Source organism: Streptomyces vulcanius, from assembly GCF_042653945.1.
In the GTDB taxonomy this organism is placed as follows: Bacteria; Actinomycetota; Actinomycetes; order Streptomycetales; family Streptomycetaceae; genus Streptomyces; species Streptomyces mangrovi.
Genome location: NZ_JBHSFK010000009.1, coordinates 271,881 through 298,697 on the forward strand (window position 1 = coordinate 271,881; position 26,817 = coordinate 298,697).

General features: G+C 72.9%; 25 protein-coding genes. 20 read left to right on the plus strand and 5 right to left on the minus strand.

All coding sequences use genetic code 11. The features are described 5' to 3' along the window. Positions 1 to 20: 20 nt before the first annotated feature. The 8 genes from ACFPIH_RS16575 to ACFPIH_RS16610 all read left to right on the plus strand — a co-directional run bounded on the left by ACFPIH_RS16575 (position 21) and on the right by ACFPIH_RS16610 (position 9,289). A complete protein-coding gene (locus tag ACFPIH_RS16575; RefSeq protein ID WP_381172223.1) occupies positions 21 to 860 on the plus strand; it encodes an ABC transporter ATP-binding protein in 840 nt (279 codons plus the stop codon). Next, entirely contained in the window at positions 857 to 1,678 is an 822-nt protein-coding gene (locus ACFPIH_RS16580) for an ABC transporter permease (protein WP_381172220.1), read from the plus strand. The genes ACFPIH_RS16575 and ACFPIH_RS16580 overlap by 4 nt, the downstream gene beginning before the upstream one ends. Next, a complete protein-coding gene (locus ACFPIH_RS16585; RefSeq protein ID WP_381172218.1) occupies positions 1,675 to 2,640 on the plus strand; it encodes a quinone oxidoreductase family protein in 966 nt (321 codons plus the stop codon). Before ACFPIH_RS16580 ends, ACFPIH_RS16585 begins: the two co-directional genes overlap by 4 nt. A 38-nt stretch (positions 2,641 to 2,678) precedes the next feature. Further along, on the plus strand, positions 2,679 to 3,545 hold the full coding sequence (locus ACFPIH_RS16590) for an alpha/beta fold hydrolase (RefSeq protein ID WP_381172752.1): 867 nt from the start codon (positions 2,679 to 2,681) through the stop codon (positions 3,543 to 3,545). A gap of 5 nt (positions 3,546 to 3,550) precedes the next feature. After that, positions 3,551 to 5,896 (plus strand): CaiB/BaiF CoA-transferase family protein, encoded by a 2,346-nt coding sequence (locus ACFPIH_RS16595; protein WP_381172216.1) that lies wholly within the window; start codon positions 3,551 to 3,553, stop codon positions 5,894 to 5,896. Next, entirely contained in the window at positions 5,893 to 7,371 is a 1,479-nt protein-coding gene (locus ACFPIH_RS16600; protein ID WP_381172214.1) for an AMP-binding protein, read from the plus strand. The genes ACFPIH_RS16595 and ACFPIH_RS16600 overlap by 4 nt, the downstream gene beginning before the upstream one ends. A 69-nt stretch (positions 7,372 to 7,440) precedes the next feature. Beyond that, complete coding sequence (locus tag ACFPIH_RS16605) at positions 7,441 to 8,487, plus strand: LLM class flavin-dependent oxidoreductase (protein WP_381172212.1); 1,047 nt, start codon at positions 7,441 to 7,443, stop codon at positions 8,485 to 8,487. Between the two features lie 10 nt (positions 8,488 to 8,497). After that, positions 8,498 to 9,289 (plus strand): alpha/beta fold hydrolase, encoded by a 792-nt coding sequence (locus ACFPIH_RS16610; protein ID WP_381172210.1) that lies wholly within the window; start codon positions 8,498 to 8,500, stop codon positions 9,287 to 9,289. Positions 9,290 to 9,294: 5 nt separating this feature from the next. Here ACFPIH_RS16610 and ACFPIH_RS16615 read toward each other — a convergent pair whose 3' ends face one another. Next, a complete protein-coding gene (locus ACFPIH_RS16615) occupies positions 9,295 to 10,857 on the minus strand; it encodes an AbgT family transporter (RefSeq protein WP_381172208.1) in 1,563 nt (520 codons plus the stop codon). Next, positions 10,857 to 12,155, minus strand: coding sequence for a metal-dependent hydrolase family protein (locus ACFPIH_RS16620; RefSeq protein ID WP_381172206.1), 1,299 nt, complete (start codon positions 12,153 to 12,155; stop codon positions 10,857 to 10,859). The genes ACFPIH_RS16615 and ACFPIH_RS16620 overlap by 1 nt, the downstream gene beginning before the upstream one ends. A 132-nt stretch (positions 12,156 to 12,287) precedes the next feature. Here ACFPIH_RS16620 and ACFPIH_RS16625 point away from each other — a divergent pair, with 132 nt between their 5' ends. Continuing rightward, positions 12,288 to 13,385, plus strand: a complete 1,098-nt coding sequence (locus ACFPIH_RS16625) for an Lrp/AsnC family transcriptional regulator (protein ID WP_381172204.1) — start codon at positions 12,288 to 12,290, stop codon at positions 13,383 to 13,385. Here ACFPIH_RS16625 and ACFPIH_RS16630 read toward each other — a convergent pair. Beyond that, a complete protein-coding gene (locus tag ACFPIH_RS16630; protein ID WP_381172202.1) occupies positions 13,370 to 14,812 on the minus strand; it encodes a sigma factor in 1,443 nt (480 codons plus the stop codon). The genes ACFPIH_RS16625 and ACFPIH_RS16630 overlap by 16 nt on opposite strands. Before the next feature lie 154 nt (positions 14,813 to 14,966). On the opposite strand from ACFPIH_RS16630, the gene ACFPIH_RS16635 reads away from it, so the two are divergent. The 11 genes from ACFPIH_RS16635 to ACFPIH_RS16685 all read left to right on the plus strand — a co-directional run bounded on the left by ACFPIH_RS16635 (position 14,967) and on the right by ACFPIH_RS16685 (position 24,895). Then, positions 14,967 to 15,800, plus strand: coding sequence for an NAD(P)-dependent oxidoreductase (locus ACFPIH_RS16635; RefSeq protein WP_385877023.1), 834 nt, complete (start codon positions 14,967 to 14,969; stop codon positions 15,798 to 15,800). A 335-nt stretch (positions 15,801 to 16,135) separates the two neighbouring features. After that, entirely contained in the window at positions 16,136 to 17,344 is a 1,209-nt protein-coding gene (locus ACFPIH_RS16640; protein WP_381172198.1) for a Rieske 2Fe-2S domain-containing protein, read from the plus strand. Between the two features lie 114 nt (positions 17,345 to 17,458). Beyond that, positions 17,459 to 18,781, plus strand: a complete 1,323-nt coding sequence (locus ACFPIH_RS16645; RefSeq protein ID WP_381172196.1) for a M20 family metallopeptidase — start codon at positions 17,459 to 17,461, stop codon at positions 18,779 to 18,781. Then, positions 18,778 to 19,734, plus strand: a complete 957-nt coding sequence (locus ACFPIH_RS16650) for a DODA-type extradiol aromatic ring-opening family dioxygenase (protein WP_381172194.1) — start codon at positions 18,778 to 18,780, stop codon at positions 19,732 to 19,734. The genes ACFPIH_RS16645 and ACFPIH_RS16650 overlap by 4 nt, the downstream gene beginning before the upstream one ends. Further along, positions 19,731 to 20,597 (plus strand): alpha/beta fold hydrolase, encoded by an 867-nt coding sequence (locus ACFPIH_RS16655; protein WP_381172193.1) that lies wholly within the window; start codon positions 19,731 to 19,733, stop codon positions 20,595 to 20,597. The genes ACFPIH_RS16650 and ACFPIH_RS16655 overlap by 4 nt, the downstream gene beginning before the upstream one ends. A gap of 15 nt (positions 20,598 to 20,612) precedes the next feature. Beyond that, positions 20,613 to 21,407, plus strand: coding sequence for an IclR family transcriptional regulator (locus ACFPIH_RS16660; RefSeq protein WP_381172191.1), 795 nt, complete (start codon positions 20,613 to 20,615; stop codon positions 21,405 to 21,407). Further along, a complete protein-coding gene (locus tag ACFPIH_RS16665; RefSeq protein ID WP_381172189.1) occupies positions 21,404 to 21,904 on the plus strand; it encodes an FAS1-like dehydratase domain-containing protein in 501 nt (166 codons plus the stop codon). The genes ACFPIH_RS16660 and ACFPIH_RS16665 overlap by 4 nt, the downstream gene beginning before the upstream one ends. Further along, positions 21,901 to 22,296: a hotdog family protein gene (locus ACFPIH_RS16670; protein WP_381172187.1), complete on the plus strand. Its 396-nt coding sequence runs from the start codon at positions 21,901 to 21,903 to the stop codon at positions 22,294 to 22,296. The genes ACFPIH_RS16665 and ACFPIH_RS16670 overlap by 4 nt, the downstream gene beginning before the upstream one ends. Before the next feature lie 86 nt (positions 22,297 to 22,382). After that, on the plus strand, positions 22,383 to 23,369 hold the full coding sequence (locus ACFPIH_RS16675) for an NAD(P)/FAD-dependent oxidoreductase (RefSeq protein WP_381172185.1): 987 nt from the start codon (positions 22,383 to 22,385) through the stop codon (positions 23,367 to 23,369). Position 23,370: 1 nt separating this feature from the next. Then, on the plus strand, positions 23,371 to 23,691 hold the full coding sequence (locus ACFPIH_RS16680; RefSeq protein ID WP_381172183.1) for a 4Fe-4S dicluster domain-containing protein: 321 nt from the start codon (positions 23,371 to 23,373) through the stop codon (positions 23,689 to 23,691). Positions 23,692 to 23,743: 52 nt separating this feature from the next. Further along, positions 23,744 to 24,895, plus strand: a complete 1,152-nt coding sequence (locus ACFPIH_RS16685) for a PP2C family protein-serine/threonine phosphatase (RefSeq protein WP_381172181.1) — start codon at positions 23,744 to 23,746, stop codon at positions 24,893 to 24,895. On the opposite strand, the gene ACFPIH_RS16690 is transcribed toward ACFPIH_RS16685, so the two are convergent. After that, positions 24,892 to 25,578, minus strand: a complete 687-nt coding sequence (locus ACFPIH_RS16690) for a response regulator transcription factor (protein WP_381172176.1) — start codon at positions 25,576 to 25,578, stop codon at positions 24,892 to 24,894. The two genes, ACFPIH_RS16685 and ACFPIH_RS16690, sit on opposite strands and share 4 nt — an antisense overlap. Further along, the gene (locus ACFPIH_RS16695; RefSeq protein WP_381172173.1) at positions 25,575 to 26,777 is read right to left on the minus strand and encodes a sensor histidine kinase; all 1,203 of its coding nucleotides are present in this window, start codon (positions 26,775 to 26,777) and stop codon (positions 25,575 to 25,577) included. The genes ACFPIH_RS16690 and ACFPIH_RS16695 overlap by 4 nt, the downstream gene beginning before the upstream one ends. Between the last annotated feature and the right edge of the window lie 40 nt (positions 26,778 to 26,817).

Here is a 26,817-nt window from a genome sequence, read left to right on the forward strand (position 1 = left end):
ATTCGACGGAAGGGGATGTGATGGCCAACGTCATCGAGACCGGCCGGGGTGCGGCCGTCCGGGTCGACGGGGTCGGCATCCGGTTCGGCTCGTTCCACGCGGTGCGGGACGTCACGCTCGACATCGCCGCCGGTGAGTTCCTGTGTCTGCTCGGGCCGAGCGGCTGCGGCAAGTCCACGCTGCTGTCCGCGCTGGCCGGGTTCGTGACGCCGTACCGGGGCGGGGTCACCGTGGACGGTGTTCCGGTGACCCGTCCCGATCCCGGGCTCGGCATGGTCTTCCAGAGCAGCGAGGCGCTGTTCGACTGGATGACGGTCCGGCAGAACGTGGCGTTCGGGCCCCGGATGCGCGGCACGTCCCGGGCGCGGCAGGCGGAGCTGGTGGACGAGTATCTGCGGCTGGTGGGGCTGCGGCACTGCGCCGACCGGTTCCCGGGCCAGTTGTCGGGCGGTATGCGGCAGCGGGTGCAGATCGCGCGGGTGCTGGCCAACGAGCCGAGCGTGGTGCTGATGGACGAGCCGTTCGGGGCGCTGGACGCGCAGACCCGGCAGGTGATGCAGGAGGAGATGGACCGGATCCGGCGGGTCTCGGGCTGCACGGTCGTGTTCGTCACGCACGACATCGACGAGTCGATCCTGCTCGCCGACCGGATCGCGGTGATGACCGCGGGACCGGCCGCGTCCATCAAGTCCGTGTACCCGGTGGACCTGCCCGGGCCCCGGGATGTGACCGACCCCTCCGCCGCCGCCCTCCGCCACGAGCTGCGGCGGGACATCGGCGAGGAGGTGCGCAAGGCGTTGCGCGACCAGGGCCTCGACCAGGATCCCGGCAGGGACCTCGACGCACAGGAGGACCGATGACGACCGTCACCCTCGACACCGCGCCCAAGCCCCGCACCGCGCGCCCGGCGCTGCGGGCCGTCCGGGCCCGGGCCCGGACGGTGGGCCTCTACGCCCTGTCCGTCGTCCTCGGTGTCGCCGTGTGGCAGGTCCTGGCGGCGCACTACGGCCCCTCGCTGGTGGCCTCGCCGCGGGAAACCCTGTCCGCCGCCCGCGAGTTGGCGGCCGACGGGACCCTCGGCAACTCGATCGTTGCCTCCGGCCGCCGGATCCTGATCGGCTGGGGGCTGGGACTGCTGGTGGGCGTCCCGGCGGGCCTGCTGATCGGGCAGATCCGGATCGTGCGCCAACTCCTTGAGCCGTACATCGAGTTCTTCCGGTTCATCCCGCCCATCGCCTTCGTGACACTGGCGGTCGTGTGGCTGGGCATCGGCGAGTCGTCCAAGGTCGTGCTGATCTTCTACACGTCGGTGTTCATCGTCATCCTCAACACCAGTGCCGGGGTGATGGCGGTGAGCGAGTCGAAGCTGCGGGCGGCGGCGAGCCTGGGCGCCGGGCGCCGGCAGGTGCTGACCCGGGTGGTGCTGCCGTCGACGGTGCCCCACATCGTGACGGGAGCGCGGCTCGCGATGGGCAACAGCTTCCTGACCATCGTCTCGGCGGAGATCGTCGCCGCGCAGGTCGGGCTCGGCTCGCTGATCTGGACGTCCCGCAACTACGGCCGCATCGACTGGGTCTTCGTCGGGATCATCACCCTCGGGCTCCTCGGATTCGTCTTCGACCGTGTGCTGCGGATCGTGGCGTCCCGGGTCCTGCGTCGATACGGAGTGAAACTGTGAGCGAAGAGACGGGCGAAGAGACGTCGGCCGCGCTGGTCCTCGAACAGTTCGGCGACCTCCCCCGGCTGGTGGAGCGTCCGGTGCCACGGGCCGAGCCGGGCCGAACGGTCGTACGGATGCTGGCGGCCCAGGTCGGCCATCTCGATCTGAACATCGTGGACGGGCGGTTCGGGATCCTGCCGGAGCTGCCGGTGGTGCCGGGGACGAACGGCAGCGGGGTCGTCCTGGCCTCGGACACCCATCCCGTGGGCAGTACGGTCCGGGTCAACGGCAAGGGGGTCGGGCTGCGCCGGGACGGCTGCTGGGCCCGGCACGCCGTGGTGCCGGACGCGGCCGTGACCGCCGTACCGCAGGGCACGGACCCCGCGCTGGCCTGCGGTTTCTTCTCGCCGGCCGGTACGGCGTGGGCGGCGGTGCACTCGGTGGGCGCCGTACTGCCGGGTGAGCGGGTCCTGGTGACCGGGGCGGCCGGCGCGGTGGGCGCACTGGCGGTGCAGGTCGCCGCGCGGACCGGGGCCGAGGTGATCGGCGTGGTCGGCCGTCCGGCGAAGCTGGAGCATGTGCCCCCGGTGGCCAAGGCGGTGCTGGCGGCGGACCTGTCCGCCGAGGCGGTGGGCGGGCCGGTCGACGTGCTCGTGGACACCGTCGGCGGGCCGGTGCTGCGGGAGTCCCTCCCTCTGGTGCGCCCGCGCGGGCGGGCCGTCCTGGTCGGCTACACGGCGGGCCGGGAGTTCACCGTGGACCTGGCGGACTTCCTGCTGGCCGATGTGGCGGTGCTGCCGGTGAACCTGATGACGCGGGGCCGTGAGGTCGCCGCGGACGCCGAGCGGCTGCTGGCGGAGCTGAGCGCGGGCGAGCTGACCCTGCCGATCGAGCGCCACTCCCCCGACGGCCTCGCCGAGGCGGTGGCCCGGCTGCGCAGTGGCGCGGCGCTGGGCAAGGTCGTCCTGGATCTGTCTTGAGGAGGAACTGTATGCGCAGCGGTGACCACGATCAGACCATGGACCTCATGAGCGTTCAGGCCCCGCCGGAGGGTGCCTACGCGGAAGCGGACGGCGTCAAGTACCACTACATCGACCTGGGCGAGGGCAGCCCGACGGTCTTCCTGCACGGCGGCGGCCCGGGCTGCACCGGCTGGTCCGACTTCGGCCAGGTCGCGCCCCTGTTCGCGGCCGACCGCCGGTGTCTGCTCGTCGACATCCTCCAGTACGGCAGGTCGGCGAAGCCCGTCATCGAGGGCCCCATGTGGGACTACCACGCGGCGAAGACGGTGGCGCTCCTCGACTCCCTCGGGGTGGCGCGCGCGGACTTCGTCTGCAACTCCTGGGGCGGGACCATCGCGCTCAACCTCGCGGCCAAGTACCCCGAGCGCGTACGGTCGTTGGTGATCACCGGCAGTATGCCCGTCTTCCACGGCCCGCTCGCCCCGCTCCCCGAGGGCGGGCGGCGGGGCCGCAACGCCCGTGACGTCTACTACGGCGGCACGGGCCCGTCCCGGCAGAAGATGCGGGAGCTGATCGCCCGTCTGGAGTGGTACGACCCGGAGGCGATCCCCGAGGGCACGGTGACCCTGCGCCACGAGCAGAGCCTCGACCCGGAGGAGACGGCCCTCGCCGGCGCGTCGGACAACCCGCGCGGCGACTGGCAGGACCTGGCGGCCGAACTCGGCGCGATCGGCGCGCCGGTGCTGTTCCTGTGGGGCATGTACGACGCGTTCCTCACCCCGGACTACCCGCTGATGCTGGCGCGCATGGTGCCCCGGGGGAACCTGCATGTGATGGACCGGGTCTCGCACCATCCGCAGGAGGAGCGGCCGTACGACTACTACGCGGCCGTGACGGGCTTCCTCGACCAGCGGCACGGGTGAGCCCGGTGACCCCGCGTATCGTCGAACTGACCAGCCCCTTCACCCGTTTCGCCGGCCGGCTGCTCGTCGGGCTCGGCTACGAGGTGGTCCTGGTGGAGCCCCCGGAGGGCGACCCCGACCGGCGTGCCCTGGACGGCGACGCGTTCGTCCACTGGCACGCCGGCAAACGGTCGGTGACCCTCGACCCGAACAGCCCGGGCAGCCCGAACAGCCAGGGCAGCTCCGAACTGCGCGAGCTGCTGGCGGGCGCGGACGCCGTCCTCGACGGCACCGCCGAAGGGGTGGAGCGGCTCGTCGAGGGGCTCGGCCATCTCGTGCACGTCCGCGTCACCCCGTTCGGCCTGGTCGGCCCGCGCAGCCACTGGCAGGGCACCGATCTCGTGGTGGCCGCGACCGGTGGGATGCTCGCGCAGGTCGGCGACCCGGACGGCCCACCGCTGCGGCTGCCGGAGAACCAGGCGGAACAGCTCGCGGGTGTCAACGCCGCCATCGCCGTCCTGCTCGGCCTGCGGGCGCGCCGCCGGGGGCCGGGACAGTTGGTGGACGTCTCCGCGCAGGCGTGCGTCGCGGCGGCCCTGGAGGCGGGCACCCTCGCCTATCTGCACGAGGACCGGGTGCCGCCCCGGCCGGGACGGGTGCATCCGCTGGTCCCGCACGGGCTGTTCCGGGCCGCCGACGGCCATGTGGGCGGCGGGCTCGGCGGCAGCCCGCGCATGTGGGACGCGCTGCTGGCCTGGCTGTGCGAGGAGGGCGCGCAGGCCGACCTCGCGGAGCCGCGCTGGCAGGATCCCGTCGAGCGCAAGGCGCATCAGGAGTACGTCTTCAAGGTCGTCCAGGAGTTCATCGGCACCCGGCCCAAGGCGGAGTTCGCGGAGCAGGCGCAGGAGCGGAAGCTGCCCTGGGCCGCCGTGGACGTCCCCGCCGAACTGCCGGCCAATCCGCAGCTCGCCGCCCGTGACTTCTTCGTGCGCGCCGGCGACCGGACCGATCTCGGCTTTCCCTTCCCCTTCCCGGAGGGACGCCGGATCGCCTCGCTGACCGTGCCGGAGGCCGGGGCCGACCAGGCACTCCTCAACGAGCCGCGCCGCCCCGGCTCCGGCTCCGGCTCCGGCTCCGGCTCCGGCTCCGGCTCCGGCTCCGGCGCTGACGCCGCCCCCGCCCTGGACGGCGTACGGGTCCTGGACCTGACCTGGGTGCTGGCGGGGCCGTACTGCACGAAGGTGCTGGCCGACCACGGCGCCGATGTCGTCAAGGTCGAGTCGGTGAGCCGCGCCGACCCCACCCGGTTCGCGCCGTTCATGCACCTCTCGCGCGGTCCGCACACCGACCCCGACACCAACGGTTACTTCAACGAGGTCAACCGCAACAAGCGGAGCGTCGCGCTGGACACGCGGACCGAGGAGGGGGTGGCGGTGCTGCGCGAGCTCGTCGCGTCCTGCGACGTCCTCGTGGAGAACTACAGCGCCACGGTCATGCGGAAGCTCGGGCTCGGGTACGAGACGCTGCGGGAGATCAACCCCGGCCTGGTCTATGTGAGCATGTCGGGCATGGGGCACACCGGACCGCGCGCCGGCTGGGTGTCGTACGCCGACACCGTCTCGGCGGCAGGCGGACTGACCGGGCTGACGGGCTGGGGGCCGGACGACGTGGTCGGGGTGATCTACGGCCACGGCGACATCGTCGCGGGTCTCCACGCCGCGCTGGCCACCGTCGCCGCCCTGGAGCACCGGTCCGAGACCGGACGCGGGCAGCATGTCGACCTGTCCCAACTCGAGGCCGTCGCGGCCCACATGGGCACCAGCCTGCTCACCTCCGCCCGTGCGCCGATCGGCAACGCGCACCCGGAGTGGAGTCCGCACGGCGTGTACCGGAGCCTGGGCGCGGACCGCTGGCTGGCGGTGGCCGTGCGGTCGGACGCGGAGTGGGCGGCGCTGTGCGAGGTGATCGAACGGCCCGAACTGGCCGCCGACGCACGGCTGTCGACGGCGGACCTGCGCCGACGGCACGGTGAGCTGGTCGACGGCGCGCTCGGCGCCTGGGCCCGAACGCTGCCCGCCGACGCCGCCGCCGAGGCGCTCCAGGAGCGCGGAGTACCCGCCGGAGCGGTGCAGGACGGCCGTGAACTCGTCGAGCACGACCCGCAGTTGAGGGCGCGCGGGTTCTATGTGCGGATGACGCATCCGGCCGCCGGGGCCTTCCTCCACGAGGGCCTGCCCATCCGTCTCACCCGCACCCCGGGCGGGATCCGCCGGCCCGCGCCGCTGCTCGGCGCCGACACCGACGAGGTGCTCGGCGAGGTGCTCCCGCCGGAGCGGCTGCGACGGCTCCGGGAGGGCGGGGTGCTGCGTTGACCCGGACCGTTGCGGAGTTGATCGAGACAGCCGCCGACCGGTACGGCGACCGGGTCTTCCTGCGCATCGGGGCCACGACACGGACGTACGCCGAGACCCGCGAGGCGACGGCCGGCATGGCGGGGGCGCTCGCGGCCCGGGGCTGCCGGCCGGGCGACCGTGTCGCTGCCCTGCTGTCCAACCGCGTCGAGCTGGTCGACCTGATCCTGGGCTGTGCCTGGCTCGGCGCGGTGGCGGTGCCGCTCAACACCGGCCTGCGCGGACGGTCGTTGCGCCACGTCCTGGACCAGGCGCGGCCCCGGTTCGTGTACGCGGAGCCCGAGTTCCTCACGGAACCGGTCGACAGTGTCGTCTGGACGCCGGGCGCGGCGGACGCCCCCGTGCCCGGCGTGGCCGCACCGCTCCCGCCCGCTCCGGTCCGCCCGCAGGACACCGCCACGGTCCTGTTCACCTCGGGGACGACCGGGGTCCCGCGCGGAGTCCGCTGCCCGCAGGCCCAGTTCGTGTGGTGGGGCCGCAACGTCGCCGACTCCCTGCGGCTGACCGCCGACGACGTGCTGCACACCTGTCTGCCGCTGTTCCACACCAACGCCCTGCACACACCGGCGCAGGCGATGTCGGTCGGCGCGACCTGTGTGATCGGCGAGCGGTTCTCCGCCTCGCGGTACTGGTCCCAGGTGACGGAGGCGGGGGCCACGGCCGTGCATCTGCTGGGCGCGATGGTGCCGATGCTGCTGGCGCAGCCGCCCGGGCCGTACGACCGCGCCCACCGGGTGCGGCGCGGGCTGTCCCCGGCGACGCCGGCCGCCGCGTGGGAGGCGTTCCGGGACCGCTTCGGGGTGCGGCTGGTCGACGGGTTCGGGTCGACGGAGACCAACCTCGTCATCGGTTCGACGCCCGAGGAGTACCGCCCCGGGTACATGGGCACCGTGCGTCCCGGGTTCGCCGCGCGGGTGGTGGACGAGCGGCTGGCGCCGGTGCCGGACGGCACGCCGGGTGAACTGCACGTCCGTACCCAACGGCCGTACGCCTTCTCGACCGGCCGGGTGGGCGAGCCACCCCCGCCCCCGGGGTCCTGGCGGCGGACCGGCGACCGGGTGGTGCGCGAGCCCGACGGCTGGTTCCGCTTCGTCGACCGCGTGAGCGACGTCATCAGGCGCCGGGGCGAGAACATCTCCTCCGGTGAGGTCGAGGCCGCGGTCCGCTCCCATCCGGCGGTCGCGGGGGCGGCGGCCTTCCCGGTGGCCTCGGAGCTGGCGGAGGACGAGGTGATGGTCGCGGTGGTGGTCCGGCCGGGACACGTGCTGGATCCGGCGGAGTTGGCCGGGCACTGCGCGCGGGACCTGCCCGCGTTCGCGGTGCCCCGGTACGTCGAGACCGTACGGGCCCTGCCGCTGACCGAGACCGGCAAGGTGCGCAAGGCCGTGCTGCGGGAGCGCGGGGTGTCGGCCGGTACCTGGGACCGCCTGGCGTGAGACGGGCTGTCTCGCTCACCGGAACGATTCCGTGGGGCGGGGCACCGGCCCGCTCCTACGCTCCGAGCCATGAACGACGCATCCGCAACAGACCGCGCACCACTCCGGATCGGCATCCGCGTCCCGCCCTGCGACCGCGCGGACCGGGTCGCCGAAACCGTCCGCAGGGCGGAGGAGCTGGGCTTCGACGACGTCTGGTTCCCCGACTCGCAGTTGCTGTGGCGGGATGTGTTCACCACGCTCACCGCCGCCGCCCTGGGCACGGAACGGATCGGGCTCGGTACCGCGGTGACGAACCTGGTGACCCGGCATCCGGCTGTCGTGGCGTCGGCCGCCCGCAGCGTGGCGGAGCTGGCGCCGGGCCGGTTCGCGCTGGGCCTCGGCGTCGGCAACAGCTCGGTGGGGCCGGTGGGCCTGCGGCAGAGCACCTCCGCCGAGCTGCGGGAGGGGCTGGCCGTGGTGCGGGGCCTGCTGGCGGGCGAGGAGCGGGAGTTCGCCGGCCGGGTCCGGTCCCGGCTGCGGGATCCCCGGCCGGAGGTGCCGCTGCTGGTGGCGGCGAGCGGGCCGCGCAATCTGCGGCTGGCGGGCGAGGTGGCCGACGGGGTGGTCCTGCTGAGCGGGGTCTCGCCGAGGACGCTGGCGCAGGCGTCGGCACGGGTGCGCGAGGGTGCCGAGGCGGCGGGCCGCGACGCGGGAGACGTACCGCTCACGGTGTCGGCGTTCTGCGCGGTGACGGACGACGTCGAGGCGGCGGCCCGGCTCGTCAAGCCGATCTGCGCCTCGATCGCCCAGAACGGCGGGGCATCGTTCCTCGCGCTCGCGGGGATCGACGTCGAGGTGCCGAAGGTGGTCGAGGGGGTGTATCCCGACCTGGTCCACGCGGAGGACTGGAAGGCGGCCGTCGAGATCTGCTCGGCCTGGATCAGCGACGAGGCGGCGCTGCGGTTCGCGGAGGAGTTCTGTCTGTTCGGCACGGCCGACGAGATCGCCGGGCGGCTGGGCGCGCTGCACGCGAGCGGCGTCGGCGGAGTTCTCCTCCAGCACGTCGGGTCCTACGATCCGCCCACCGAACTGATCGAGGCCGTCGGAGCCTCGGTTCTGCCAACTCTCAGGTGATGGAGGCGAAATGACACTGCGCAAAGGCTATGTACCCAGCGAGTTCGGCCAGTTGCACTACGTGGAGTGCGGCACCGGCGGCGAGCCGGTTCTGATGCTCCATCAGACTCCGCGCTCCTGGACGGAGTACGTGGATGTGCTGCCGCTGGTCGGTGCCCGGCAGCGGGCCATCGCCATGGACACCCTGGGCTTCGGCGCCTCCGCGAAGCCGGACGGGCCGCACTCGATCGAGCGGTTCGCGGACGGCGTCGAGGAGCTTGCCGACGCGCTCGGCCTGGACCGCTTCCACCTCGTCGGCCATCACACCGGCGGGGTGATCGCGGTGGAGGTCGCCGCCCGGCTCAAGGACCGGGTGGCGAGCCTGCTGCTGTCCGCCACGCCCTTCATCGACGAGGAGAAGCGGCGCACGGCCGGCGAGCGCAAGCCCGTCGACCTCGTCGAGCCGAAGCCCGACGGCTCCCACCTCCTCGACCTGTGGAACCGGCGGCGCGGCTTCTACCGGGACGGTGAGGAGGCCGCGCTGAACCGGTTCGTGATCGACGCGCTGACCGTCCTGGACCGGGTCGAGGACGGCCATGTGGCGGTGCGCACCTACGGGATGGACCTGCGGCTGCCGTACGTCACCGCCCGCACCCTCGCCGTCTGCGCGCCCGGCGACCACTACTCGCTGCCCGCCCTGGAGAGGTTCGCCGCGGCCCTGGGCTGCGAGACCCGGGTGCTGTCGGGCGGTCATGTGCCACTCCCCGAGCAGTTGCCCGGGGAGTTCGCCGAGACCGTGCTGGCCTGGGCCGCGGCCGGGTAACGCGGTCACTTGAGGCCGATGTGCGCGCCGGGCCCGAGTGGCAGGTCGAATCCGTAGAAGACCCCGAGGATCGCCAGCCACACCACCATGAACGGCACCACGAAGATGGCGAGCCGGGAGATGAGCGTGCCGAGCCTGGCGTCGGGCTCGTACTGGCGGAGCATCGCCAGGATCAGGAACACGTAGGGGTTCATCGGTGTGATCACCCCGGTCGCCGAGTCACCGATCCGGAAGGCGGCCTGGGTGAGCGCCGGACTCATCCCCATCAGCATGAACGCGGGGACGAACACCGGGCCGACCAGGGACCACAGGGCGGAGCCGGAGAGGATGAACAGGTTGAGGCAGGATACCAGCAGGACGAACACCAGGATCGCCCAGAAGCCGGTCACGCCCAGCGAGTCGAACAGCGCGGCGCCCTTCACCGCCAGCAGCACACCGACGTTGGACCAGGTGAACAGGGCGATGACCTGGGCGGCGACGAACATCATCACGAGGTAGCCGGACATGGTCCGCACCGACTCGGTGACGGCGTTGGTCACGTCCTCGGCGCTGGTCAGCTGCTTCACGCCGAAGCCGTACGTCAGCCCGGCCAGCAGGAAGGCGCCGAACAGCACGGGGACGATGCCGGAGAGCAGCGGCGAGGGCACGAAGGCCCCGCCCTCGCCGCGCAGCGGTGCGCCCTCCGGCAGCCACAGGGCGAGCACGCCGGCCAGGTAGACGAGGACGACCAGCGCGGTGCGCAGCAGCGACCGGCGCTGGACCGGGGTCAGCGCGAGATCGGACTCCTCGCCGCCGCCTTGGTAGACGCCGAGCCGGGGTTCGAGGACGCGGCTGATGAGGAATCCGCCCACCGTGGCCAGTACGAGGCTGCTCGCGGCCGTGAAGAAGTAGTTGATGAGGAGATGGATGTGGAGTCCGTCGGCGGCGGGGAGCACCGAGGCCGCCTGCTGGGTGATGCCGACGTACAGGGCGTCGAGGGAGCCGATGGTGAACCCGGCCGCGTAGCCGGCGGTGACACAGGCGAAGCCGCCGATCAGGCCGGCGACGGGGTGGCGTCCGGCGCTCTTGAACACCAGCGCGGCCAGCGGGGGCAGCACGATGGCGGCGACGTCGCTCATCATGTGCGCCTGGCTGGCGATGAGCGCCACGGCGTACGGCAGCACTACGCGGGGCACCCTGGCCAGGGTCGCCCGCATCAGGGTCTCCAGCAGGCCCGTCTTCTCACAGAGCCCCACCACCATGATCAGCACCAGTACGGCGCCGATCGGGGGGAAGGTGGCGAAGTTGACGACGAGGTTCTCCACCAGCCAGCTGACGCCCTCGCCGGTGAGGAGGCCGGTGATGTGCTTGGTCTCGTCGCCGCCGGGGACCCGGACGGACACGCCGCCCAGGTCGAGCGCGGTGGAGGCGACGGCAAGCAGCAGGAACAGGACGGAGAACAGGACGACCGGGTTGGGCAGGGCGTTCCCGGCCCGCTCGATGAGCGAGAGCACCCGGTCGAGGGGGGTGGCTCTGCCGGAGTCCGGGGAGTCGGTGGGTGGGGCGGGGAGGTCGGTCTGTGAGGGCATCAGGGCCGCCTTCCGGTCGCGGCAGGTGCGGGAGTGGTCGCGAGGAGGTCTTTGCGTACGACGCCGTCCTGGACGACGCAGACGATGCGCGCGGGGTCTCCGAGGACGCCGATGTCGGCGAGCGGATCGCCGTCGCAGAGGATCAGGTCGGCGGTGCGGCCGGCGGCAAGGGTGCCCAGCCGGTCGGCCACGCCGAGGAGTTCGGCGGAGGTGCGGGTGCCGGCCACGATGGCGGCCATCGGGTCCATGCCGAGGTCGACCAGGTAGCTGAGCTCCATCAGGTTCACGCCGTGCGGGCCGACCGCGGCGTCGGTGCCCAGCGCGATCCTGGCACCGTACTCGATGGCGCGGGCGATGTTCTCCTTGGTGAGCCCGGACCAGCGGACCTTCTTCTGGTAGTGGTAGTCGGGCATCGTGTCCTTGTTGATGCCGGCGTACACGGTGGACAGCGTCGGGACGACGAAGGTGCCCTGTTCACCGGCCAGGTCCAGGGCCCGCTGGTCGAGGCCGTAGCCGTGTTCGATGCTGGTCACGCCGCCGCGCAGGGCGTTGAGGATGCCGGCGTTGCCCTGGGCGTGGGCGGCGACGGGCTTGCCGCCGTGGCGGCGGGCCTCGTCCACGACGGCCCGGATCTCCTCCTCGAGGAGGCCCTCGTCGTCGGGCTGGTCGTAGGGGCTGCCCATGCCGCCGGTGGCGCAGACCTTCACCAGGTCGGCGCCCTCGCGCAGCACCCGGCGCACGGCGAGCCGGGCCTCGTCGCTGGTGTCGGCGATCTCGGACATCCCGGCGCTCAGGTCGGTACCGTCGGGCAGGCGGACGTCGGCGTGGCCGCCGGTGTGGCTGATGATCCGTACGGCGGTGTGCAGCCGCGGGCCCACGATCCGGCCGGTCTCGACGGCGGTGCGGTAGCCCGCCGAGAGGCCGCCGAGGTCCCGGGCGCTGGTGATGCCCGCGTCGAGGGTCTGACGCAGCCGTCCCGCCGTGTCCAGGGTGACCAGTACGGGGTCCAGTTCGGCGCGGCGGCCGGGCGGGGAGCCCTGTGCGTAGGCGAGGTGGACATGGCAGTCGAAGAAGCCGGGCAGGACGGTACGGCCGCCGGCGTCGATCACCCGGAGCGGGGAAGCATCCCCGGAAGCGGTGGGCGCCGTCGCGGCGGGTCCGGCGTACAGGACGGTCCCCTCGGCGTCGGTGCGGACGACGGCGTCCTCCACCGGGGCGGCGCCGGTGCCGTCGATGAGCCGGGCGTTGTGGATGTGCAGGGCGGTCGGGGCCGCCTCCGGTGTGGTGACGAGCGTCATCGGGCGCGGTCACTCCTCTGGTGTCGGGAGCAGTTGGAGAGGGAGTGTGGGATGCGCAGGACAACCTCGTGTCACGGCGCAGTTTTCGCGCCGGATTCCCCCGGGACGCGCAGGGATGTGCCGCCCCGGGGTGTGCAGGAAAGGACCGCCGCGGCGGGCGTGGGGGACGTGGAGCTGGACGAGCTGGACCGTGCGGTGGTGCACGCCCTGCAGATTCGTCCCCGGGCGCCGTGGAAGCTGGTCGGTGAGGTGCTCGGCGTCAACCCGGTGACCGCGGCCCGCCGTTGGCACCGGCTCACCGAGGCGGGGCTGGCGTGGGTGACCGCCTATCCCCGGCTGACCAACTCGCGGATCGTGGTGACCGCGGTGGTCGAGGTGGACACCGAGCCGGGTGTCGCCGATGACGTGGCGCGGGCGCTGGCGGCGTCTCCCGAGGTGAGCAACATCAAGCTCACCGCGGGAGGTCGTGATCTGGTGGCCTCCGTGCAGACCCGCACGCTGGACGAGCTGGCCGGGCTCACCACCCATCTCTTCCAGCGGACACCCGGCATCCGTGCCACCCGCACACATGTCTCGACCGGTCTGCCGACCGAGGGCAGCCGCTGGCGGCTGCGCAGCCTGGACGCGGCCCAGGCCGCCCGTATCGAGGCGGCCCTCCCCGAGCCGGCGGCGGTCGCGGCCGAGGCGGGCTGGGACTCCCTCGACGACCGACTGCTGGAACTGCTGAGCACGGACGGCCGGATGTCCCTGCGCGACCTGGCGGCGGCGACCGGGACGAGCCTGACGACCCTGCGCCGCAGGCTCCAGTCCCTGCTCGCCTCACGGCTGGTGCTCCGCTGCGACCTGGCGCGCCCGCTGTCGGGCTGGCCGCTGTCCGCCGTGTACTTCGCCTCGGTGCCGGGCCAGTACGTGGAGGAGACCAGCCGGGCCCTGGCCGCCGTGCGCGAGGTCCGTTCCTGCTCCATCACGGCGGGCCCGCACAACCTCGTCGTCGACGTCTGGCTGCGGGCCCTGCACGACGTGCACGCCTTCGAGGCCCATCTCTCCCGCCAGTTGCCCCGCCTCACGGTCGACGACCGCTCGGTGGTGCTGCGCACGGTCAAGCACATGGGCCGGCTGCTGGACCGCGACGGCCGCTGTACGGGCGTGGTGCCGCTGAGCCATCCCGTGGGGCACGGCACGACGCCGTCGGAGACCTGGGCGCAGTCCCCTGTTCAGCCCCTGTGGTGACGGCCCCCGTGCCGGTCGTGCCCGTGGCGGCGTTCGGGGGTGTCGCAGTCGGAACCGCCGCCCCCGGAACCCGGATCGGGGTCCTCGGCGGGCGCCGTGGCGGTCGGCTGCGGGATTTCGGGTTCCGGGGTCTCGTAGGCGGGCGTCGAGGGTTCCGGGGCCTCCGGCGATCCGTCGTCCGTCGGGGGCTGCTTCTCCCCCGGCGCGGTCTCGACGGGCGACGGCGCCTCGTCCGTGGGCTCCGCCGCCGGTGCCGTCGTCTCCGGTGCCGTCGTCTCCGTGGGCGCCGGCTCGTCGTCGGTGCGGGGCGCGGCGGTGGGCGTCGCCACGGCGACCTCCCGGAACGGCTGCTCCGGCCGGACGTCGGCCGCCTGTACGGAGGTGTCGTGGTCGTCGGCCGCCTCCGCCCGGACGGCGGCGCGCGGCGGCGGGGCCTCGGCCACCGGCGTCCGCAGCGCGGGGACGTCGGCGACGGGCGTGCGCTGCGCGGGCGCCGGGGAGGAGTCGGCCGGTCCGAGCACGATGAGACAGACGGCGGCGGCGCCCGCCACGACGGCGCCGGCGGCCACCGCCACGGGCGCCTTGGCACCGCCGACGGCGGCATGCCGTACGCCGTGCAGCAGCCCGGCGCCGTGGGCACCCGCCGCGCCGGCCGCCCCGGCCGAGGCGAGGAGGTACTTGCCCGTGCCGCCCACCGCCACGAGGAGCAGCGCCGGGCCGACCAGCGCGGGCAGCCGGTCGTTGGCGTGCATCAGGGCGGCGAGGCGCGCCCGGCAGTCGTCGCACGCGTCCACATGGCCGAGCAGCCGCTCGCGCTGCCGCTCGGTCGCGGCGCCACGGACGTACGCGGGCATCCGGGCCCAGTGGACCTGGCACGCGGGGTCGTCGGGGGCGCCGGTCTGGGCCCGCAGGAAGGCCTGCCGCATGCCTTCCCGGGCGCGGTGCAGGAGGACGGCCGTGGCGCCCTCCTTGGTGCCGAGCTGCGGCCCGATCGCCGCCAGCGGCTGGCCCTCCGCGTCCGCCAGCCACAGCGCCTTCACCCAGCGCTCGGGCAGCTGGCCCAGCACCCGTACCACCATGTCGACGGAGGACACCTGTTCGGCGGGGTCGCCGCCGTGCGTGCCGGGCTCGGCCCGCTCGTCGGACTGCGGATCCTGCGGCGTCTCACGCACCGCCGTCCCGGAGGCGATCGCCAGATGCCGCACCGTCGTCCTGAGATACGCCGGTATGTTGTCGATCTCGTGCCCGGCGGCCAGCCGCCGCCACACCCGGAAGTGCGCCTCGGCGACGAGGTCCTCGGCCGTCCAGGCGTTCCGGGTGAGGGAACGGGCGTACGCGACCAGCCGCGGCTGCTGCTCCTCGTAGATCCGGGCGTACGCGGCGGTGGCGGAGGACTGTGCGGGCACGGCGGTGGATCTGTCGGACATGGAGGAACGCTCCAGTTGCCTGCTGAGGGGGCCGAAGGATTTGTCACCCTAGATGACAAAACTTTCAATCAAAGTTGCAGCAGCCCCTAGATGTGACACACACCACAACCACACCACGGACCCAAGGCGCACCGGAGGAACGTTGAGGATCGGATTGACAGGGGCGGGCCGCATGGGCCGGCCGATGGCCGAACGGCTGGCGGACGCGGGGCACGAGGTCACCGTGCTGGCGCGCCACCCGCGGGCCCGGGCCGCCGCGGAGGCGGCGGGACGGACGTGGGCCGGCACGGTCGCGGCGACCGTACGGGACGCCGACGTCGTCTTCGTGGTCGTGCTGACGGACGATCAGGTGCGCTCGGTGTGCCTGGGCCCGGACGGCGCGCTCGCGGCCATGCGCCCGGGGGCGGTTCTCGTCCAGCACACGACCTCCGATCCGGCGACCGCACAGCTCCTCGCCGATACGGCGGCACCCCGTGGGGTCGCCGTCCTCGACGCCGCGCTCTCCGGTGGCCCCCACGACATCGCCGCGGGCCGCCTCACCCTCTGGGTGGGCGGGGACGAGGGCGTCCTGGACGAACTGCGCCCGCTGCTGGGGACGTATGCCTCGCCGGTGCTGCATGTGGGTCCGGCCGGGCACGGCCAGCGCGTCAAGCTCGTCAACAACGCGCTGTTCGTGGCCCAGGTGGGGCTCGCCGTCGACGCCGTACGGCTCGCCGCCGCGCTGGGCGTCGAGGAGGGGACCGTCCTGACCGCCGTACAGCACGGCAGCGGCGCGAGCCGGGCGCTGGGCATCGTGGCGGGCGGCGGCGCGGACGCGGTCGCGGGGCGGATCGGGGACCTGATGCGCAAGGACCTGGCCGCGGTACGCGAACTCGCCCGGCGCACCGGCGCCGATCTCGGGGTCATCGGCACGGTGCTGTCGTCGGAGACGGTCGAGGAGAAGGTACTCGGCGGCCCGCCGGAACAGGCGTCAGGCCGTCCGGACTGACCCCGTCCCGGGCGGGCGCCCAGGGGCCGTCGGCCGAGGTCGCCGGCGAACCGACCATGCCCCGCCCATAGCGCCACACAGGGCCGTGCCACACGTCCACCGGCTCCCCGCGAGCCGGCAGCGCACCACGAGCGACCCGTCGCCACCCACCGCGCCTCCTTCTCCGACCTCCGACGTCGGACGACTTCATGCTCACCGGGACTGTCGGCGTACGGACCACAGAGGTTCACACCAGGTGCCGGCGCGGTCTGCTCAGCGGACCGGATCCCTTGGGCGGATCCCTGCGGCGGAACATGCTCGGTCCACAGTTCACCGGCGGCAGGAGGACACGCACGATGACGGTCGAGGACGCTCCCGGCACGGCCACCCCCGGCCGGAGCCGGCGCGGGAAGGCGGCGGAGCCCGGCCGCCAGGACTGGAAGTCCTGGCCGCACTACGACGGCGCCGCCGCTGGTTTCCGCGGCTACTGGTATCCGGTCACCTGGTCCAGTCACATCACGGGGAAACCGCAGCCGTTCACCCTCTGCGGCGAGCGGATCGCACTCATCAGGGACGCGGGCACGGCGTACGCCCTGCACGACCGCTGTCCGCACCGGGGCGTGCCGCTCTCGGAGGGCGACCAGCAGTTCCCCGGCACGGTCAGCTGCCCCTACCACGGCTGGACCTTCGACCTGCCGACGGGGAAGCTGGCCGCGGTCATCACCGACGGGCCCGGCTGCCGTCTCACCGGCAAGCTGGGCGTGCGGACGTACCCGGTCGAGGAGCGCCTCGGCATGGTGTGGGTGTACGTCCCGGTCGCGGACGAGGAACCGCACCCGATCGACTCGCAGCTCCCGGAGGAGCTGGTGTCGCACCCGTTCGTGATGGGCGGCCGGATCGAACCGCGCGGCGGCAACTGGCGCTTCGCCTGCGAGAACGGCTTCGACGAGGGCCACGCCAAGTATCTGCACCGCACGGCCCTGTGGCGGCTGTTCAAGCCGATGCCGACCTGGAACATCACCCGGATCGTGCCGAAGGGCCGCTGGATCTTCCGGGTCCAGGAGGAGGTCCACTGGGAGGCCGACTTCCCCGGGGTGGGCCACTGGTCCAACAAGCGCTGGTGGAAGACCCGGCCGCCGAAGGAGACCTTCAACATCGGCAACACCGGCAAGGCCGACCGGATCGACCCGGTCATCGAGGCCCAGGAGTTCCCCGGCTTCGCCTCGCTGTCGATGCCGGGCGTGCTGCGGATCGCGTACCCGAAGTTCATCCACTACGAGTTCTACGTCCCCGTCGACGAGGACCACCACCGCTATGTCGGCGTGATGGTCAACTTCACCGAGGGCTGGGAGACGCTGCGCTTCTACGCGAAGTACCTGGGCGCCGTCCGCTGGCTGTTCCACGGCCAGTTCTCCGGCCAGGACGCCTGGATGGTCGATGTCACCGACGCGCCCCCGGAGAAGCTCTACCGCCCCGACATCTCGCTGACCGCCTGGCGGAACCTCAGCGAGGAGGAGTACGCCAAGAAGCTCGCCGCGCTGCCCGGCACCGAAGAGAAGGCCTGACATGTCCCGCACCCTGCTCACCCTGCTGGCCGGCGCCGCGCTCGCCGTCGGACTGCCCCTGGCCGCGAAACGCTTCGCCCGCACCACCATGACCCAGGTCCACAGGATCGACCGGTGAACGCTCTCACCGGCCTGGACGAGCGGCGCGCCACCTGGGTCGCGGAAGCCTGGCGGCAGGTCACCGGCGACCGGCTGCGCGAGCTGGTCACCGGTCTGGTCGACATCCCGAGCCCCACCGGCGACGAGGCACCGCTGGCCGCCCATATCGCGGACACGCTGAACGCCGCGGGATGCCGTGCCGCCGTCCAGCCGCTGGACGACCGCCAGGCCAACGCCTGGGCCCGCCTCGACGGCGACAAAACCGGCCCCGACCTCATGCTGTACGCGCCCATCGACACCCTGACCGTCGGCGAGGAGAGCGAGGATCTCCCCTGGATCGGCCCGGAGTTGCGGGACGACATGCGGGCGCGGGCGACGACGTACGACGACCTGGTCACCGGCCTCGGCGCCTCCAACCCGAAGGGGCACGCGGCCTGCGTGATGATGGCGGCGGAGGCGATCTCCCGGGCCGGGATCCCGCTCACCGGCGACCTGGTCGCGGCGTTCGGCGCGGGCGGCATGCCCACCAACGCGCGGCCCGGCCCCAGGCGGCACACCGGTCAGGGCGTGGGCTGTTCCTTCCTCCTCGAACAGGGCGTGTGGACCGACTACGCGGTCATCGCCAAACCCGGCTGGACGGTGTCCTGGGAGGAGGTGGGCCTGGTCTGGTTCGAGGTCACCGTGCGCGGCACGCACACCTACGTCGGCTCGCGCCACCGCCTGCCGTACGACAACGCCGTCGCCCGCGCCGGTGAGGTCGCCCGGCATCTGGAGGAGTGGTTCACCGAGTACGCCGAGCGGCACACGACCGGCACGGTGGCCCCGCAGGGCATCGTCTCCTCGGTACGCGGCGGCTGGCCCCGGATGGCCGCCGTCACCCCGGCCGTCTGCACCCTCATGGTGGATCTGCGGATCGGACCGGACACGACACCGATGCGGGCGAAGCGGGAGTTCCTCGCCGCCCTCGACAAGCTGCCGCCCGAGGCCGTGAGCGCCGAGATGGTGCTGGCGATCCCGGGCACCAGGACCGATCCCGACAGCTGGATCTGCCGCTGCGCGACCGCCGGCTGGGAGGCCTTCGAGGGGCGCGGGCACGAGGTGATCCTGGGCAACAGCGGGGCCACCGACGCCAACATCCTGCGCGGGCGCGGCATCCCGACGGTCCGGGTCGGCATGCCGAAGGTCGCTCAGGACGGGGCGCCGTTCGACATCGACTTCGCGCGCGGGATGAACACCGTCTCCGTGCGGGCCATGGAGCGGCTGACCCGCCATCTGATCCGCACGGCCGTCGACACCGTGACCCGCACCCGCGCGGAGCTGGAAGGAGACCCGGTATGAGCGAGATCGTCCTGGGCGTGGCCGCGTCGCACAGCACGCTGATGAACACCCACTGGGCGGAGACCTACCACAAGGACCGCGCCGAGCGGTTCCGGGACGCGCTCGGCACGGCGCGCAACGCGCTGGCCGCGGCCCGTCCCGACACGGTCGTCCTCATCGGCTCCAACCACTTCCGCGGGTTCTGGCTGGACCTGATCCCGTCCTTCACGATCGGCGTGGACGAGTGCGTGGCGAGCGGCGAGTCCGGCACTCCGAAGGGCCCGCAGCCGGTGGACCGCGAGCTGGCCCTGCATCTCGCGGGCGACCTGGTGGAGCGGGCCGGTTTCGACCTGGCGTTCTCGGCCCGGCTGCAGATCGACCACGGCCAGTCGCACGCGATCCAGTACCTCCTCGACGGCCTCGACGTCGACCTCGTACCGCTCGTCGTGAACGTCTTCGCGCCCCCGCTGCCCACCCTCGCCCGCTGCGAGCAACTGGGCCGGGCGCTGCGCGAGGCGGTGCTGGCGTTCCCCGGCGGGCGGCGGGTGGCGGTCATCGGGTCCGGTGGGCTCTCCCACCGGCTGCCCTGGCCCGACTGGCGCGAACCGCACGGCGACGACGAGGAGTTCATGGTCGGCGCCTGGCGAAACGGCCGGGAGAACTGGCAGGACTACGACATCCGCCGCCGCGAGATCATCCGCGCCGCCGAGGCGTCGCTCAACCCGGAGTTCGACGACGAGTTCCTGACCTGGTTCGAACAGGGCCGGGCCGACCGCGTCACCGGGTTCACCACGCAGGAGCTGGAGAAGACGGCCGGCAACGGCGCGCAGGAGATCCGCACCTGGCTGATGACGGCGGCGATGCTCGACCACGCGCCGGCCCGGCGGCTGGCCTACGAACCGATGCCCGAGTGGCTCACCGGCATGGGGGTCGCCGTCATCGACCCGGCAGAACGCACAGAGAGGCAGTCATGAGCATCTGGACCGAACTGATCGGCGTCGACTACCGGCACGCCTACGTCGAGACCGGCGGCTTCCCCACCCGCGCCCTCCAGGCCGGCCCGGAGGACGGCGAGCACGTGGTGTTCCTGCACGGCACCACCGGCCATCTGGAGGCGTTCGTACGGAACATCCCGGCGCACGCAGAGCGTTACCGCTGCCACGCCGTCGACATGCTCGGCCATGGCTACACCGGCAAACCGGACCGGCCGGGCGAGATCCCCGCGTACGTCGAGCACCTGATGTCCTATCTGGACGCCGTCGGCGCCGAACGCGCCCATCTGGTGGGCGAGTCGCTGGGCGGCTGGGTGGCGTCCTGGGCGGCGAGCGAGTACCCGGACCGCGTCGCCTCCCTCCAACTGCTGTGCATGGGCGGTACGAAGGTCAACCCGGCGGTGATGGAACGGCTGAAGACCTCCACCCGCGCCGCCGCCCTGGAGGACGACGTCTCCTTCACCCGGGACCGGCTGCGCCTGCTGTGGGCGGAGTGGGACGAGGACCTCGGCGACGAGCTCACCCAGGTGCGGTACGGCATCTACCACCACCCCGATTTCCAGCACAACCTGCACAACCTGCTGGCGCTCCAGGAGCCGGAGGCCCGCGAGCGCAACCTGCTGCGCCCCGACCGCATGGCCCGGATCAAGGCGCCGACGCTGGTGGTCTGGGGCAACAAGAACCCGCTCGGCGACGTCCCGGAGGCCGAGGCCATCGCCGCCGCGATCCCCGGCGCCCGCCTGGAGGTCTTCCCCGAGTGCGGTCACTGGCCGCAGCACGAGAAGGCCGACCTGTACAACCCGCTCAGCCTGGCGTTCCTCGCCACCGCGTCGACGGCGGGCTGAGGGAGCGGCCCCGCCATGGACGCGACCCCTCTGGACCCGGTGTTCGGGTCCACCGTCCGGGCCTGTCCCGACTCGATGAACTCGGTCCTCGGCAAGGTCCGGCCCATCCTGGAGGCGTTCAGCGCCGACGACGACTCGCTCTCCCTCGCCGACCTGGTACGCCGCACCGGCGTGGCGAAGGCGACCGTGCACCGGCTCGCCCAGGAACTCGTCGAGTGGGGGCTGTTGGAGCGGGCGGGCTGCGACTACCGGCTCGGACTGCGGCTGTTCGAGATCGGCCAGCGGGTGCACCGCCAGCGCATCCTGCGCGAGGTCGCCCAGCCCTATATGGAGGACCTGCTGCTGGCCACCCGCGAGACCATCCACTTCGCGATCCACGACGGGCTGGATGTCGTGTACCTGGAGAAGATCCTCCCCCACCGGGGCCTGAACGAGGAGTCCCGGGTCGCGGGGCGGCTGCCGCTGTACTGCACGGCGACCGGCAAGGCGATCCTGGCCCACTCCCCCGCCGGACTCTTCGCGGAGGTGGTCGCCAACGGGCTCAAGCCGTTCACCCGGCACACGATCACCTCGCCGGGCCGGCTCCGCGCCCAGCTGGACCGCGTCCGCGACCAGGGGATCGCCACGGAGGCGGAGGAGATCCGGCTCGGCTACCTGAGCGTGGCCGTACCGGTGTTCGGCCGTCAGGACACCCTCGCGGGTGCCCTCTCCATCACGGCCCCCACCTACCGCATGGACCCGGTCGCCCACTCCGGCGCGCTGCGCACCGCGGGGCTCGGCATCGGCCGCGCCCTGAGGTCGGCGCTGTGAACGCCGTGCTGGAGGAGGTTCTGGCGCGGGCCCGGGAGCTGGTCGGCCGACGGCAGGACGAGGACTGCGGTACGCCTTCGGTCAAGGACTTCTGCCGCTACGCCGCCGCCCTCAACGACGGCGAGTACCTCCGCCGGGCCCGCGCGCTGGCGGCGGCCGGGCAGCCCGTCGAGGCGCCCGCGCTGTTCCTGGCCGCGACGCTGAGCTGGGAGGACGGTCCGCCGGAGGAGGAGCTGCGGCCGGACGGTCTCGCGCGGCGCGAGTCACCGTGCACGGAGGGCCTCGCGGTGCGCCAGGTGCACGGCGGCCAGACCGTGCGGCTGCTCCGGCCGCTGTTCGCCGGCACCCCGGTCACGGCGGCCCGGGCCGTCGTCGCCGCGCGGCACAAGCAGGGCAGGTCGGGCGAGTTCGTCCTGCTGGACCTGCAGACCCGGTTCCTGGACGCCGACGGGGAGGAGCTGACCTGCGTGGACGAGACGATCGTGGTGCTCCCGTGACGGCCCCCGAGGTCGGGGACGCATGCCCGGAGCGGGGGTACGCCCATTCCCCGGTGCAGTTGTTCCGGTTCAGTGCCGTGTCGTGGAACGCCCACCGCATCCACTACGACGCCGGGTTCGCGGCGTCGGAGGGGTTCCCCGGTGTGGTCGTGCAGTCCACGCTGCACGGCGAGACGGTCAGCCGCCACGCCCTCGACTGGGCCGGTCCGGGCGCCAGGCTGGAGTCGGTGGCGTGGCGCAACGTCGCGACGGCCGTGGCGGGCGAGCGGCTGACGTGGAGGGCGACCGTCGCGGCGGTCGAGGGGCCGCGGGTGCGGCTCGCGGTGCGCGTGCTCAAGGAGGACGGCTCGGAGTGCGTGACCGGGACGGTCGAGCTGACACGCGCCTTCTGAGGGAGCGGGACCGTTGTGCGGTCCCGTCCCGTCAGGCGGACCGATTCCGTTGGGCGGCGCGCCGCGCGAACCTACGCTCCTCGGCCATGAGCACTTCCACCGATACCGACATCCTGGTCGTCGGCGCCGGCCCGGCGGGCCTGTACGCCGCGTACTGCGCCGGTTTCCGCGGTCTGCGGGTCACCGTGATGGACGTCCTGCCCCAGGCGGGCGGCCAGATCAGCGCGATGTACCCGGAGAAGCCCATCTTCGACATCGCCGGCCTCCCCTCGGTGCGCGGGCGCGACCTGGTTGCGAACCTCGTCGCCCAGGCGGACGCGCACGGCGTGCGCTACCTCCTCGGCCGACGCGCGACGGAGTTGTCGTACGACGCCGACGGGCGGCCCGTGGTGCGCGGCGACGGGGGGACGGTCGTGCGGGCCGGAGCCGTGGTGATCACCGGTGGGGTGGGCACCTTCACCCCCCGCCCGCTCCCGGCCGGCGAGGACTTCCTGGGCCGCGGCCAGGTGTACTTCGTGCCCGACCCGGCGGCCCACTCGGGCCATGACGTCGTGGTCGTGGGCGGCGGTGACAGCGCCTTCGACTGGGCGGCGCTGCTCGCGCCGGTGGCCCGGTCGGTGCGGCTGGTGCACCGCACCGCGCGGTTCCGCGCCCATCACGCGTCCGTGGCGAGGGTACGGGAGCTCGGTGTCGAGGTGCACACGGACGCCGAGGTGAGCGGTCTGTACGGCACCGGGCTGCTGGAGGAGGTGGAGATCCGGCACCGCGTCACCAAGGAGGCCCGCCGGCTGTCGGCGCAGACGGTCGTGGCGGCGCTCGGCTTCGTCGCCGACCTCGGCCCGCTGCAGGGCTGGGGCCTGGAGCTCGCGGCGCGGCGGATCGCGGTGGACACCCGTATGGCCACCAATCTGCCCCGGGTGTTCGCGGCGGGCGACATCACCGACTACCCGGGCAAGGTCCGGCTGATCTCGGTCGGCTTCGGCGAGGCCGCCACAGCCGTCAACAACGCCGCCACGGTGATCGACCCGGAGGCGGCCCTGTTCCCCGGTCATTCCACAGAAACGGAGCACTGACATGGCGTACGTCATCGGATCGTCCTGTGTCGACATCATGGACCGGTCCTGTGTGGAGGAGTGCCCGGTCGACTGCATCTACGAGGGCGAGCGCAAGCTCTACATCAACCCGCTGGAGTGCATCGACTGCGGCGCGTGCGAGGTGGCCTGCCCCGAGCAGGCGATCACGGTGGACCGCAAGGCCGATCCGGCGCACCGCGCGGACAACCGGCGCTTCTTCGAGGAGCCCCTGCCCGGCCGGGACGCCCCGCTGGGCAGCCCGGGCGGCGCCACGGCGGTCGGCCCGCTCGGCGTCGACACGGGCCACGACGTCGTCCGCTGATGTGCGTCGACTAACGTGAAAGGAGATCATCACCACCTGCCCGGGAGTTCCCATGACCGGAAGCCGCCGTCCCGCACGGAAGAGACCCGCGAGACCCGCCGAGGTCATCGACGCCATCGAGCCTCCCGGCAACGCGGAACTGGTCACCGGAGTGCTGTCGCTGACGGTCGTCGTGGAGGCCCTCGGTGTCCTGTCCGGGTCCGAGGTGTGGCTGCTCGGGCTGCTGGTCTTCCTGCCCGGCGCCGCCTCGGCGCTGTGCACGGAGCGGCAGACGCGGTTCGTGGCCGCGTGGACCACGCTCGTCGTGACCGCCACGGCGGTGTTCCGCAACCGTGACGGGGGCCACTGGCTGGACCGGCTGCTGCTGGTCCTGTTCACCCTCGCCCTGGGCCTGACCTCGGTCTACGCCTGCCGTCGGCGCATCGGACGCGAGCACGAGATGCTCCGGCTGCGCTCCACCGCCGCCGCCATGCAGCGGCACATCCTGCACCCGCTCCCGCTGGTCACCGACGACGTCCTGGTCAACGGCGTCTACGAACCCCTCCACGAGGACCGGCTCGTCGGCGGTGACATCTACGACGTCGTCGCCTCGCCCTTCGGGACCCGGGTGCTGATCGGGGACGTCCAGGGCAAGGGGCTGGCCGCCGTGGGCGCCGCCTTCGCCGTCATCGGCGCCTTCCGTGAGGCCGCCCACCGCGAGCCCACGCTGACGGCGCTGGTCGACACCCTCGACGCCGCCGTCGTACGGCACAACACCTATGCCGAGCAGACCGGCGAGGACGAACGCTTCGTCACCGCGCTCATCGTCTGCGTCGACGCGGGCACCGAGGCGCAGGTCGTCAACTGCGGGCATATCCCGCCCCGGCTGCTGCACGACGGCGCCGTCACCACGCCGCCGCTGGACTCCGGGGTACCGCTCGGTCTCGCCGATCTGGCCGCCGAGCCCACGACGGTGGACTGGTTCGCGTTCCCGGCCGGAGCGACGCTCCTGCTGACCACCGACGGCCTCACCGAGACGCGCGCCGCCGACGGCACGTTCTACCCGCTCGACGAACGTCTGATGAAACACCTCGACCTCACGGCCAGCGAACTGCCCGAGACGCTGCACGAGGACGCGGGCGCGTTCGCGGGCGGGAACCGCCGGCACGACGACATCGCGGTGCTGACGGTACGCAGGTCACCGCGCGGCCAGGACAGGTTCTAGGGCCGGTCGGGGTCCGTGTGCGGTTTCACCAGGCCGCTCTGGTAGGCGATGACGACGAGCTGGGCGCGGTCGCGGGCGTGGAGTTTGGTCATGGCCCGTTGGATGTGGCTGCGGACCGTCAGGGGGCTGAGGACGAGCCGGTCGGCGATCTCGGCGTTGGACTTGCCGTACGCGGCCAGCGCCGCCACCTCGCGCTCGCGGTCCGTGAGGCCCTTGACGGCGTCGGGGAGCGCGAGGAAGCCGTCGGTGTCGGGGGCGGCGAGGAAGCGGGTGATGAGGGCCCGGGTGGCGGTGGGCGAGAGGAGCGCCTCGCCGGCCGCGACCGTGCGGATGCTCGACAGGAGTACCTCGGGGCTGACGCCCTTGCCGAGGAAGCCGCTCGCGCCGGCGCGCAGGGCCTTGGCGACGTTCTCGTCGTTCTCGAAGGTGGTGAGGACGAGGATGTGAGTCCCGGAGAGTTCCGGCCGGGCGCAGATGGCGGCCGTGGCGGTCACTCCGTCGACGTCCGGCATCCGGATGTCCATGATGACCACGTCGGGGCGGTGCGTCGCGGTGAGGTCGACGGCTTCCCGTCCGTCGGCGGCCTCGGCGACCACGGTCATGTCCGCGACCGAGTCGATGAGGATGCGGAAGGTGGCGCGGAGCAGGGCCTGGTCGTCGGCGAGCAGGACGCGGATGGTCATGTGGCGGTGCTTTCGTCGTGGCTGCCGTGGCGGGTGTCTTCGTGGGTGTTCAGCGGGAGGGTGCAGGCGACCTCGAAGCCGCCCCGCGGACGGTGTCCGGCGTGGAAGGTGCCGTCCGCCGCGGTGGCGCGCTCGCGCATGGTGAGCAGGCCGAAGCCGGGGGCGGCCGTGGGGGCGCCGACGGTGTCGTTGCTGACGGTCAGGGTCAGGAAGTGGGGCGTGTACGACAGCCGTACGCCCGCGGTGCGGGTGGCGGCGTGCTTGGTGACGTTGGTCAGCGCCTCCTGGATGATCCGGTAGGCCGTCAGGTCGAGTACGGGGGTGAGCCGCCGGGGTTGTCCCACGACGGTGACCGTCACGTCCAGGCCCGCGGCCGCACACGCCTCGACGAGGGCGGGCAGCCGGCCCAGTCCCGGTGCGGGGGCCAGGTCGTCGGCGGGGTCGGTGTCCTGGCGCAGGAGTCCGACGGTGGCCTTCAGTTCGCGCAGTGCGGCGGCCGTGGTCTGCGGCAGTCTGCCGATGATGTCCAGGGCCTGGCCGGGGTCGGTGCGGGCGAGATGGGCCGCGGTGCCGGCCTGGGCGTCGGCCAGGGTCAGGTGGTGGGCGACGACGTCGTGCAACTCCCGCGCGATGCGCATGCGTTCCTGGACCACTCGGTGCCGGGTCTCCTCCTCACGCCGGCGGTCGGCGTGTTCGGCGCGGGCTGCGGCGTACTCGCGGCGCACCCGGACGTAGGCGCCGAAGGCCGCGGACAGCAGCACCCACGCGGCCGGGTTGATGACGGCGAGGATCAGAGAGTCGCGGAAGGAAGGGAGGAACAGACCGCTGACGACCATGCCGGCGGCGGCCGTCAGTGCGCTGTTCCAGCTGGTCCGGCGCGGCACGCTCACGCTCGTGGCGTACTGGGCGACCAGCAGCGCGCCCATCAGGAGCGGGGTCAGCAGATAGCCGAGGATGCCCTGGGCCATGGTGCACAGCAGGGTGAGGGCGAGGACCTGGAGGGGGTGCGTACGGCGTCGGCGCAGCGCGGCGCACGCGACGGCGGACAGGGCGAGGCCGGGCCACAGGGCGGGCGGCTCGGAGATCACCGCGTGGGTGACGAGGACCCCGCCGACGGTGAATGCGAACAGCAGGAAGGGCGCCGCGGCCTCGACGGCCTGGGGACGGCACGCCGTCCTGCGCTGCCGGCTCGTGCTCATCACGCTCCGCTGGAGGTCCGGGGACGGTCATGTTCACACA